This window comes from Chitinophaga sp. XS-30 (assembly GCF_008086345.1).
GTDB lineage: Bacteria > Bacteroidota > Bacteroidia > Chitinophagales > Chitinophagaceae > Chitinophaga.
In genome coordinates this window covers 2,851,759-2,863,618 of the sequence record NZ_CP043006.1, presented here as the reverse complement: position 1 = coordinate 2,863,618, position 11,860 = coordinate 2,851,759, and the positions used below count along the sequence as shown (strand labels likewise).

The following is an 11,860-nucleotide window of genomic DNA, read 5'->3' as shown; positions in this document are numbered from 1 at the left end:
TGAATGTTTAATTTTTTACGATGATCAGAAGAAACAGAATATTACGCACAACTCCTGCCATTCGCGCGATGGTAGCGGAAACGATCCTTACCCCCGCTGATTTTATTGCCCCGCTGTTCATCACGGAAGGCAACGGCGTAAAAGAAGAGATCGCTTCCATGCCCGGTTATTACCGGCATTCGCTGGACCTTACCGTGCAGGAAGTGAAGGCGTTGTGGGCCATGGGCATCAAAAGCGTATTGCTCTTTATCAAATGTGCAGATGAACTGAAAGACAATAAAGGCACGGAAGCCATCAATCCTGACGGTCTTATGCAACGCGCGGTAAAAGCCGTGAAAGACGCGGTACCGGAAATGGTGGTGATGACCGATGTAGCACTGGACCCCTACTCCTCTTACGGGCATGACGGCATCGTAGAGGGGCAGGAGATCGTGAATGACGCTACCGTGAATGTGCTGGCTGAAATGAGCGTAAGCCATGCCCGTGCGGGGGCCGACTTCGTAGCGCCCAGCGATATGATGGACGGCCGCATCCTGGCTATCCGCGAAGCGCTGGAATACAACGGTTTTTCCAGAACGGGGATTATGGCCTACAGCGCCAAATATGCCAGTTGCTTTTACGGGCCGTTCCGGGATGCGCTGGACTCCGCGCCGGGTTTCGGGGACAAGAAAACCTACCAGATGGATTTTGCGAATGCCCGCGAAGCCCTGAAAGAAACATTGATGGATGTGGACGAAGGCGCCGATATTGTGATGGTAAAACCGGCGATGGCTTATCTTGATATCATCCGCCTGATCAAAGACAGTGTAACCGTTCCCGTGAGCGCTTACCATGTCAGCGGAGAATATGCGATGATCAAGGCAGCGGCAAAAATGGGATGGATCAATGAGGAAAAGGCCATTATCGAGAGCCTGACGAGCATCAAACGTGCGGGAGCCGATCTTATCGCCACTTATTTTGCCAAAGACGCGGTGAAATTGTTGAACCAGTAAAATATTTCTGCATGTACACAAAAAGCAAAGCACTATTCCAGCAGGCCGGCAAAGTGATCCCCGGTGGGGTGAACTCTCCCGTACGCGCATTCAGAAGCGTGGGCGGCACACCCGTATTCATGCAGCACGCCAAAGGCGCGTACCTCTATGATGTGGACGGCAACCGGTATATCGATTATATCAACTCCTGGGGGCCCATGATCCTCGGCCATGCTTATGAGCCGGTGGTAAAGGCCATCCAGGAATACGCCGCCTACTCCACCTCCTTTGGCGCGCCTACCGAACTGGAAGTGAAAGTAGCGGAACTGATCGTGGAGATGGTGCCGAACGTCGATATGGTGCGGATGGTCAACTCCGGTACGGAAGCCTGCATGTCCGCCCTCCGGCTGGCGCGCGGTTATACCGGCCGCAACAAGGTCATCAAGTTCGAGGGCAATTATCACGGCCATGCGGATTCGTTCCTCGTGAGCGCCGGCAGCGGCGTTGCCACACTGGGCATACAGTCTGTTCCCGGTGTAACCGCTGCTGTGGCGGAAGATACATTAAGCGTCCCCTACAATAATCTCCCGGCAGTGGAGCAACTGATAGCTGAGCATCCTGAAGAGATCGCCGCCATCATTATAGAACCGGTGGCCGGCAATATGGGCTGCGTACTGCCGCAACCGGGCTTCCTGGAAGGCCTGCGCGCCCTTTGTGATGCGCATGGCATCCTGCTGATCATGGATGAAGTGATGACGGGGTTCCGCCTGGCGAAAGGCGGTGCGCAGGAATTGCTCGGCATCCGTGGAGATATCATCACCTTCGGCAAGATCATCGGCGGCGGTATGCCCGTAGGTGCTTTCGCAGGCAAAAGGGAGATCATGGAACATGTAGCCCCCGCTGGCAAAGTGTACCAGGCCGGTACGCTCAGCGGCAATCCCATCGCCATGATTGCCGGTTATACCCTCCTGAAAACGCTGAACGATCATCCTTCCATCTATACCCAGCTGGAAGAGAAGACCAGCCTCCTGGCAGCTGGACTGCGCGAGGCTTTCGGCGCCGCAGGTGTAGTGTACCAGATCAACCGGATCGGCTCCATGCTGTCGGTTCACTTTGCCGAATACCCGATCATTGATTTCACCTCCGCATCAGGCGCCGCCAATGAACTGTTCAAACGCTTTTTCCACGCCATGCTGGAAAGAGGGGTTTATCTGCCGCCATCTGCATACGAGACCTGGTTCATCAGCCATGCCCTGACGACGGAAGACATTGAATTTACCGTGAACGCCGCAAAAGCCGCCATGCAGGTGATCAAATAAAGCAACTAACAAATGCGAGTATTTTGAGAATAAGAGCTGTCCTCCGGGGCAGTTCTTTTCTTTTCCGGAAACACCGGAAACATTCCGAAAGGCGGGAAAATGCCCTCTCTGCCACCAATAACGCACCAGCCATCCGCCCAAAAAAACAGCGCCCCGTTACCGGAGCGCTGCTGATCCTGACACTAAAAACAATCGTTTTATTTCGCTTTTTCCTGCGTTTTCATTTTATCGAGATAAGTTACGCCTTCAGTGATCCATTTCGGCGCTTCCTTCCCAAGCAGGTAGTGATCGAACCACTCCCGCTGTCTTTGCTGATAATCGATCTGGTTCTCCTTTTTAGCGAGACCATGGTTCTCATCCGCATACACCAGCATCACATGCGGTTTTTCCATGCGGCGCATGGTACCGTACATTTCAATGCCCTGGTGCCAGTCTACCGCACCGTCCTTATCGCCAAATGCCACCAGCAGCGGCGCTTTGATGTTCGCGGCCTGATAGATGGGAGAATTGCGCATATGCTCCTGCATCCTGTCATACCAGGGGCCATCGAAGCGGCCCTGGCTGGTTTCAAAGATCTTCTGGTCCGGCACACCGGAATTCCAGTAGATGGCGAGGGACATGCTGATCAGGTTGGTCAGCGGCGCGCCGGCGCAGGCGGCTTTGAACAGATCGGTCTGTGTGATGATGAATGAGGTCTGGTACGCGCCCCAGCTATGTCCCATCAATCCGATCTTGTCCTTATCGATCATACCGGTTTTCAGCACTTCCTCCACCGCCGGCACTACACAATTCACGGCGCTCATACCGGGGTCATTGATATCATACACGATATCCGGCCGGAAAATGAAATACCCGTTGGTGGTGAAGTTGGTGGTATTGTATGCGCTCCGGCGGGATGGCGGCATATATCCATGCACGGTGTTGGACAGCGTTTCATAGATGTACACGACCATCGGGTATTTTTTGCCGGGCTGGTAATCGGCGGGATAGAACAGTGCACCCTGCATTTTCTTCCCTTTCCTGTTGGTGAAAGACACCAGTTCGCTTTTGCCCCATTTGTAATCTTTCTGCTGCGGGTTGGAAGAGGCTATTTGCTGTTCGCCTTCAAACGCTTTGGTCGTAAACAGTTCCGGGGAGCGATCATAATCCATCCGCGAGAACAGGAACACATCGGCATCCCTGGCTTTAACCGGACGGGAAAGCTGGAGGTCTTCATACAAGACCCGGCTCAGTTTGCCCTTTTCCATTTTCGCATAACCGGTGAATTTGCTTTTATCACCGTAGAGGTAAAAGAAAACCGGTTTGCTGTCATCCAGGAAAGGCTCTTCCTGGTCCAGGCGCAATACGCGATGCTGTATCTCGTCCGCCGTCCCGTTGGTGAGCTTGCGGAACCCTTTGCCGTCGGGCTTCACCGCATATACATCATATTCATCGTACAGCAGCACTTCCTTATCTCCCTTGATCCATCCACCGGTACCGAAAGGCGGCTTAACGGCGGGATGATCGTCGCGGAAGTTCTCGAACACGGTGGGTATCTTCGCGGTGAGGTTAACCGTTTGTCCCGATGCCGTATTGTAAGCATACCATTGCTTGTCCCGGTACCAGAGCGCGAATTTCCCGTCAGGAGAAAGCGAGGGCACCATACCGTATTGCATGGCTATTTTTTCACCGATCAGTTTTCTTTCACCGTTTTGGGTATTGACGAGATACACATCGGCAAAATCTTCCTTGAAGGCGGGTTTGTATTTTTTATCGGTGAAGATCAGCCCGTAAGGATGACGGTTATCAAAGTCCGCCGTCGGCACACTGTCACTCGCCAGCTGGTAAAAGGTGTTGGCCGCAATATTCCAGACGGACTGGTAGCTCTGTTCCTTGTCCTTTGCATAGGTGATCTTCTGCCGGGGCTGAATGTCCGCATCTTTCCAATGCCAGATATCTACTGCGGCAGGTTTGTCTTTTCCGGCGGGCTTCGCGGCGGGGCCTTCTTTTTTTGCCACCGCTTTGGTGCTATCCTTGTCAACGGCCGCTATCGCTGCGGAATCTTTCGGTGCGGCGCCGGTGGTATCTTTATCCGCTGCCTTTTTCTCTCCTTTTTTGGGCTTCGCCGTCCATTCATTGATGCTGAAATACACGGAGGAAAGGTTATCAGTCAGATGCAGCGAAGAGCCGGGATGGATGCGCATCCCTTCGGGAAAACCCGGCTGTTTTACCGGATCGAATATGGTGAGGCGCGGATTTTTATGCAGCGGGGCATATACATATACCTGGGCATTCTCTTCCTCGAAATCCTCATCCTTTACGGTCTTGTAAAAAGCCAGGCCGTCGCCTTCTTTGGACCAGGAGAGTTTGGAGAAACTGAGGGTATCGCTGGCAATGACCTTCAGCGTATAAGTGTCCAGATTGAACAGTTCAACGGAATTGCCTGCCTGGTTGGCGGATTCCACGATATAGGCGAGATGGTCGCTTTTCTTGTTGAAAGCATGCGCCGTAACGTTGCCGATGGTGCGGGTAGAGCTGTCCGTCAGGTTCCTGAGCAGCAGCACCGCTCCTTTATCCTTGTTCTCTTTTGGCGGGATGAGGCTGATGGCGAGGAACTTTCCGTTCTTTGAGAAGTCGAAAGCCCTTACATCGTCCACCACGGTTTTTCTACCCGTCTGCAGGTTCATCAGTCCCATTTTAAAGCGGAGGGGCTGGCGCTGTTCCTGCATTTTTTCCGCTTCCTTGTAGGATACACCGATGTTCCAGGCCACCCATTTATTGTCTTCCGAAAACTCCGGCCGGGTGCCGAACTCCAGGGCGTAACGCTGGCCGCTGAGGCGGTTCACGATGTACAGGGTATCATTGTCTTCCTGTACTTTCATTTCATATGCAGCCCAGTCGCCGTTAGCTGACAGAGCCGGGGCGGACAGGGTCTGCCATTTGCCGTAGTCATCCGGGGAGAGGTCTTTCTTTTGCTGTGCGGTAGCGGCAAGGGATATGCCTATACATAGCATCAGGGAATAAAAACGTTGCATGCGGTTGATTTAGATGATTGTTGTAATGGGTTAAAAATAGCGAAAAGGGGAACAGCTGTTCCCCTCAAATGTGATGAATGGCTGATCTACTGTTACAGATGATGCGAAAAGAGCCATGGTAATAATTGCGGCTCCGCGAAGGCATTGTCCCAGCTGTTGTGGCCAACGCCCGGGTATTCGGTGTATTTCACGTCCGCTCCGGCCTCCTGCAGGGAGGTATGCATTATCCGGGATAAAGTGGGCGGCACCACATTATCGTCCTCCCCGTGGAATATCCATAAGGCCGTATGCTTTGCATAGCGGCTGCTCAGGGTCTCATTGCCGGCGCCGCAGATGGGGAAGGCCGCGGCAAAGCGTTCCGGGAAACGGGCCAGCATATCGAAAGCGCCCATCCCTCCCATTGACAATCCGCCGATGTACACCCGTTTGGCATCCACCGTTCCGGAAGCCAGCAGACTGTCCATCAGCTGGTGAACAAGAGCGGCGGGTGTTGTGGGCGGCACATCGGCCGGGAACTCCATGCCCGTGAATTTGCCCGTACTGTCCCGTTTCGGCCGGATCGGCGCCCAGAAACCATTCCGCGCACATTGGGGGAAAACCACAATGGCGGGAAATTCCCGGCGGACCGTGTCGTTCAGGAACAGCCGGCTGCCATGCTTTAATTGCGATTCGTTGTCATTCCCCCTTTCACCTGCACCATGCAGCACCAGCACGAGGGGATATTTTTTTGCGGCATCATAATCCTTCGGCAGCAGGATGCGGTAGGGTAGGGTATCGCCGTTACGGTTGAACCAGCGGGCCTCAAAGCCCTGCTGTGCAGAAGCCAGGACGGGAGCGGCCAACAACAAAAGGAGGAATAACTGTCTCATGGGAATATAAATTACAGGTGATGAACAGGTAATTTACTAATTCATCCTCAATTTATCCGCATGCAGCCAGTAGTAACCCTTTCCGGGGCTGAAAGACTGTACGCTGGTGCTTTCTCTTGTATCAATATGGATATCGGTAAAATATTTCCGGTATTGCACGGCAAAATAAACGGCGCCCTGGGTGGGAGCGGCGGCATCCTCATAACTCAGCCACACCTCCCTTGGCTTACCCGTTTTAAAGCCTTTAATGCTGCCCTGGTAGTATTCCTCTTTGTCCAGCACCACCGTTCCCGAAGCATCGAAATGATAATAAAACTCGCCCCCGTACACGGCAATACCGAGGGATTGCAGGGCGGGCAGCAGCCAGATGGAGACTGTTTTATCCGCATGATAGCGCACGAATTTGTTAAAACGGGTAGAGGATTTTCCCAGGATCAGCCCCGCCTCCCGGTAAGCTGTCCTTACGGCCCTGCAGACACTGTGCAGCATGGCCGTATCCGGGGCATCGCATACCACATCGATCGTATCATTCTCAAACAGCTTGTAATGCAATACGAGATCATACGCGGTGTCGTTGAACTTCCCGTACACCGCATTCCAGAGGCTGTCTGTCCCCCTGAAGCAGAACCATTCCCGCCGGTCCATCCGCTCCAGCTGCTCATAGGTAGCCATGGTCACAAGGTCAGACATGCGCCAGGCGATGCTGTCGTATTCCGACATCCATTCCGCGATGGACAGTTTTTCCGCAAAGGCCTGGTGATTGAAGCGCTGGCGGTTTTTCGGCTGCGCCCATGCCAGCTGGGTCAGCAGCAATGCAAACAACAGTAACCTGGTTTTCATAGATACGGGTCTTAATGCTGCATAAATATATAATTTTTCTCCTATTCGTGGAACAACCTCCGCCAAAACGGGCATGCATTTCCACAGAAGTAGCTGTAAAACAGTTGATCACGCGCTGGCATAATCTTTTCACTATACAATGCTGAACACTAAAACGGACGAATATGAAAACATCAGCAATCTTACTGTCATTTGCCATTGCGGGTATGATGGCCGCCTGCAACAACAATGCGGGCAACAATAACCAGGATTCCATTCCCGCCGGCGATACCGGTATGACTCGCAGCGATGCGCAGGATATCAACCGGGATGCACTTTCTAACGATTTAAAAGACGATGCGAAGAATATAACAAAAGCGGCTGAAGACGGGCTTTATGAAGTAAAGATCACTTCTTCCGGTAAAACCAAAGCCACCAGTGCAGGCGTCAAAAAACTGGCGGAGCATATGCAGAAGTCTCACGAAAAGCTGAATCAGCAACTGGCGGAGCTGGCCACGAAGAAAAATGTGACCATTCCGACGGCGCTGAATGAATCGAAGGAAAGGGATATAGCGAATATCATGGAGAAAACGGGGAATGATTTTGATAAAGCCTTTGTGGATGAGCTGGTAGACAAACATGAAAAGGCCATTGATCTGTTTGAGAAAACGGCGGAGCATGCGCAGGACCCCGAGGTGAGGGACTGGTTCAGCAAGACTTTACCGGAGTTGAGGAGCCATCTTGAAATGGCGAAGGCGGAAAAAGAGAAATTGAAATAGGGTAAATTGAAATAGCATAAGTTTCAATCAGGTTGCTCCGGTCCTTTTGGGCCGGAGTTTTTTATAGCTGAATTCAAGAAAAAAGGGACTCAAAAGTAATTTTACCCGATTTTGATTCGGGTACTTTGTGGAGAGCATTTTCGTTTACACGATTCCCAAGCTTATCAAATTACTTTCGAGCCCCTTCCCTTAGCCTCATTCAAGCAGCAACGTATCGCTGTATGCAACACGGAATGTATCCACCGCTTTAAACACCGGTACATATGAAGACCGTATGGCCACTTTGGTGCCCGCCTTCGCCAGGTTCAGCACCACCGTATCTGTTTTTGCATCCAGGTTGATCGTAACAGGGTTCTGCAGGCTGTCCAGATAGGAAATGGCAGTACCCGTGTTCAGTATCGTATCCGCCCTGGAAAAGAATACTTTGTAAGTATAATCATTCACGGCCACAGGCGGCTGGCTCGCATCCACCTGGCGGTTCACGAGCGAGGACACATACAGCGGGCCATAGATCCTGACACCGGAAAGCGACTGGCCTATGGACCTGTTCCCCCGCGCATCAAAGGTGTACAGCACAAAATTCTGCACATACTCGTTAAGGCCGGATATCATCGTGCGCAGCGTATCCTGCGGATTGCTGCTGGAAGCATTTAGCGCCAGGGAATCTTCGCCGTTATTCCAGTAGATCAGGTACTTTGTGATGCTGGGATCAGGACTGGGATTCCATTCCAATTGCACACGCAGGTTCCCCTGGTAGGCTTTAAAATTACCGGTGAGGCCGGGGTACACTACTTCCTCTTTATTTAGCAGCTCCCTGTAATCCGTATCGCCTTTATTGCAGCCGATATATATACAGGAGATAAAAAGCAGCAGAATGATACTTCTTTTCATACAGTCAGTTTTTTAATTCGTGTTTCCAAACAGGGTTATTTCCATGGCATGTGCAAAGGTGGCGCCGGACCATGATTCACTAACGGCTAACCGGATAAACCTTGTTTTAGGCGCGGTGAAGGGAACATTGAATTCCATCCCCCGGTTAAAGACAGATCGGTCCGTTGCCGTTGGTGCGGTGGGCGGCGCTCCGGAAGGTGGGCCGGGCCATTCATAATTGCCCATATTCACCCAGTCGCCCAGCACGGTGCCTTCTTCTGCAAATACCGGCAATACCTGGTCTGCCGGTGCCGGTTTATCCGAGCCCCATATCGAGAAAACCTTTGGATTGCCGTGAGCATATTCGTAACCGGAGCGTCCATGAAGTACAAACCGGCTTATCTTCGCCGATACGCCTAATCCGAATGTGGCTACAATCGGCATCGGCTTATTCTCCTGTACCGTATGCCAGCCGGTGCCGCCGTTATTGCCGTTCCACAGATTGGCCAACTGCCAGCTGAAACCGATTACCCCATCACTTGGCAGTGCATTCCCGAAGAACTTGCTTTTATCCAGCTGCTCTTCATACAAAGGGCTGATGGTCTGGAAAACCGTATCTGAATTATTGCCCCACTGGTCCGTGATGTACACCGCAAACTGTTTGGGCAGTGTATCAAATCCTCTCGAAGAGAAACCTACTTCCGCAAAATCGCTGAACTTCTGCTCATAGATGGCGTAATTATCCGCCCCCTCAGGTTTATACAATACGATCACGCCCACCGGTTTTTTATCAACATTGGTGATCTGTACATTCAGACCGCCAAAATCAGGCTGCATCCGGATAGTTTTAGCTACCTGCCGGTACACCGGCGTATCAGGAAAAACATTCACCGTAACAGCATCCGACTCCACATTGGAACGGGTGACGGTGGTAAGCGTTACCGCATACTCTTTGTTTTCCGCAAAACCCTGCACCGTGATGCTATCGCTGTAATAGCTGGATTTGGTCTGCCGCTTCCTGCCTGTTTTTTCATCTATCACATATTCGGCTTTCACATACAGGATATTTCCGGATGCGGGCAGGCTGTAGGTGATGTACGAGCCTCCGTTGAAATTGGCCACTTTGATATTGGTGATAACGCCGGGTTTTGTTGGATCATCGGAAACCGGTTCATTGTAATCCTTTACTTTGGTACAGGCCATTGCCATCATCAGCAGTGTTAATGGCAGCATGATATATTTACTATTCATAACAATCATTTTGATACGGTTAAACGATTACCAATACAGTGTTTGCACCAGATTGGGATTATTGGACAATGCAGCGTCTGACAATGGCCAGAAGTAATCCCTTACGGTCATGGCAGGTATGAATAACGTTTGCAGGGTGTAGAAGTTGCTGCTCGTTTTCTGGAAGATGCTCCATCCCTGGATAGGCGGCGCCAGCACAGTGAGCATTTCCTTCCATCTCCTCAGGTCCCATCCTGCTTTACCTTCAAAGCATAACTCTATACGGCGTTCCCGGTGAATGATCTCCCGCAGCCCGTCTTTCGTGGAAGGTTTTGCCGGCAACGAGCTGTACTGTGCCCAGGAATCCAGCACACCTTCAAGACCAGCCCGCTCGCGCACGAGGTCTATGTAGCGATACACTTCCGCATCAGGGCCGCTGGCTTCATTAAGGCATTCCGCATACAACAGGTAGAGGTCTGCCAGGCGGGTACGCGGCAGGCGGAAGCCGGTTTGCTGCACACCTTCGTTGAAAACGGTGAGATAACTGACCAGTTTCTTGGGCCATAAGGCCAGCATATTGATCCGCACGCGGTCTTTTGGACCGGCCTTTGAATCGGGACCTTTTGCTTCGATAGACAAGGGGTTGTTCTGATCTGTTACGCCGTTGCCAAACCATACCCCTCCGTCAAACCCGATGTTGGCGTAGTACCGCACTTCCCGGTTAAAATTATTTTTGATGGTGGTATAACCGCTCTTTATATAGTACCTGCTCGCATTGTCTCCCGCCTGCAATTCAAAACGGCGGCTATAGTCCCAGGTTTTATCCTCATTGATCGGCACGCCGTTATCCGTGTAGAAAAGGTCGGTTGTTGCCAGGGGCACGGTGAAACTACCCGCAGCGGCAGTGGAGTTTTGCACCGCTTTATCGGTAAGGCGTGGAATACAGAAGTTCTGGTATCCGAAAAACCCGTTGAGCATCCAGATCACTTCCGCATTGAAATCCCACTTCTCAGTTACCGCATTCTGAATGGTGAGCACTTTACGGAGCGAGTCCGTCAATACGGGAAGGTTGGCCGGTTGAATGAAGGTGTACAACCTTATATTGAGGCTCTCTGCCTCATCAATGGCGGCTTTGCAGGCCGCAGCAGCCCTTTGCCATTTTGCAGGGTCCGCTGTGGTGGAAAAAAGCTGCTCGCCGTCCTTGTTCCTGAACCTGGCATAGTCTGGATTACCATTGTATAAAGGGCTTGCCTGTGTAGCCAGTATATCTGCTTTTACGGATAATGCGATCACCCTGGTGATCCTTCCCAATTCCTGCTGAATGTTTGCGATCTGCACCGGCAGGTCAGGCAATGCTTCGTCTATCAGTTGAACGGCATAATTGAACACGGAATCCACCGGCGCTCTTTTTACCCTGATCTCTTCTATCGGCGCCGTTATGCTCTGGTTCTCCCTGTAGATGGGAATGGGGCCATACAGCCTGGCCAGGAAAAAATGGTAATAAGCCTTCAGGAATTTTGTTTCCGCTATCCATCTTGCTTTTTCCTCCGCACTGAGATCGATCGGTTTGTCTATATTCTCCAGCATGATATTGCAGCGGCGGATAGCCTGGAAAATACTGGAGACCTGGCCTCCCCCATCCCAGTAATTAAGGATCGGGCTGGAAATATTCTGCACTGTTCCCCGGATCAGCTGAAAGCCTTCGTCATTAATAGGTCTTTCAGACAGATCATTGGGATAAACGATCTCTGCGGATGTGGTGAATCCCGGATCGGTCAATACATTGCTCATATTCTGCAATGTATTATAGCAGGTGAACAGGTAATTCTCCGCTTCGTTCCTGTTCCGGAAAGCATAGTCGATCGTTCCTACGTTCTCCGGCGTAACGTCCAGGTATTTTTTGCAGCCTTCACCGGTGATACCCGACACACACAATACAAACATGCACAACACCGTGGCCGTTGATCTTTTATTATAGTGCTTCATAAT

The 11,860-nt window shown here is 51.6% G+C and carries 9 protein-coding genes; 3 read left to right on the top strand and 6 right to left on the bottom strand.

Features of this window, described 5'->3' with window-relative positions:
• Positions 1 to 20: 20 nt before the first annotated feature.
• Both hemB and hemL read left to right on the top strand, forming a co-directional pair.
• Positions 21 to 992: a porphobilinogen synthase gene (hemB, locus tag FW415_RS11765; RefSeq protein WP_148385073.1), complete on the top strand. Its 972-nt coding sequence runs from the start codon at positions 21 to 23 to the stop codon at positions 990 to 992.
• 11 nt (positions 993 to 1,003) lie between these two features.
• Positions 1,004 to 2,290, top strand: a complete 1,287-nt coding sequence (gene hemL / locus FW415_RS11760; protein ID WP_148385071.1) for a glutamate-1-semialdehyde 2,1-aminomutase — start codon at positions 1,004 to 1,006, stop codon at positions 2,288 to 2,290.
• Positions 2,291 to 2,487: 197 nt separating this feature from the next.
• Here the strand turns inward: hemL and FW415_RS11755 are convergent, their stop codons facing one another.
• From FW415_RS11755 to FW415_RS11745, 3 genes are all read right to left on the bottom strand, one after another.
• Entirely contained in the window at positions 2,488 to 5,304 is a 2,817-nt protein-coding gene (locus FW415_RS11755; protein WP_148385068.1) for a prolyl oligopeptidase family serine peptidase, read from the bottom strand.
• Between the two features lie 92 nt (positions 5,305 to 5,396).
• Entirely contained in the window at positions 5,397 to 6,173 is a 777-nt protein-coding gene (locus FW415_RS11750; protein WP_148385066.1) for an alpha/beta hydrolase-fold protein, read from the bottom strand.
• A gap of 36 nt (positions 6,174 to 6,209) precedes the next feature.
• Complete coding sequence (locus FW415_RS11745) at positions 6,210 to 7,013, bottom strand: hypothetical protein (protein WP_148385063.1); 804 nt, start codon at positions 7,011 to 7,013, stop codon at positions 6,210 to 6,212.
• 164 nt (positions 7,014 to 7,177) lie between these two features.
• On the opposite strand from FW415_RS11745, the gene FW415_RS11740 reads away from it, so the two are divergent.
• Positions 7,178 to 7,771: a DUF4142 domain-containing protein gene (locus FW415_RS11740; protein WP_148385061.1), complete on the top strand. Its 594-nt coding sequence runs from the start codon at positions 7,178 to 7,180 to the stop codon at positions 7,769 to 7,771.
• Between the two features lie 195 nt (positions 7,772 to 7,966).
• On the opposite strand, the gene FW415_RS11735 is transcribed toward FW415_RS11740, so the two are convergent.
• Genes FW415_RS11735 through FW415_RS11725 form a run of 3 tightly spaced genes read right to left on the bottom strand, consistent with a single transcriptional unit; the run spans position 7,967 to position 11,857 of the window.
• Positions 7,967 to 8,662: a DUF4998 domain-containing protein gene (locus FW415_RS11735; RefSeq protein ID WP_148385058.1), complete on the bottom strand. Its 696-nt coding sequence runs from the start codon at positions 8,660 to 8,662 to the stop codon at positions 7,967 to 7,969.
• 12 nt (positions 8,663 to 8,674) lie between these two features.
• On the bottom strand, positions 8,675 to 9,892 hold the full coding sequence (locus FW415_RS11730) for a DUF5000 domain-containing lipoprotein (protein WP_210420868.1): 1,218 nt from the start codon (positions 9,890 to 9,892) through the stop codon (positions 8,675 to 8,677).
• A gap of 27 nt (positions 9,893 to 9,919) precedes the next feature.
• Entirely contained in the window at positions 9,920 to 11,857 is a 1,938-nt protein-coding gene (locus FW415_RS11725) for a RagB/SusD family nutrient uptake outer membrane protein (RefSeq protein ID WP_210420867.1), read from the bottom strand.
• Positions 11,858 to 11,860: the final 3 nt, after the last annotated feature.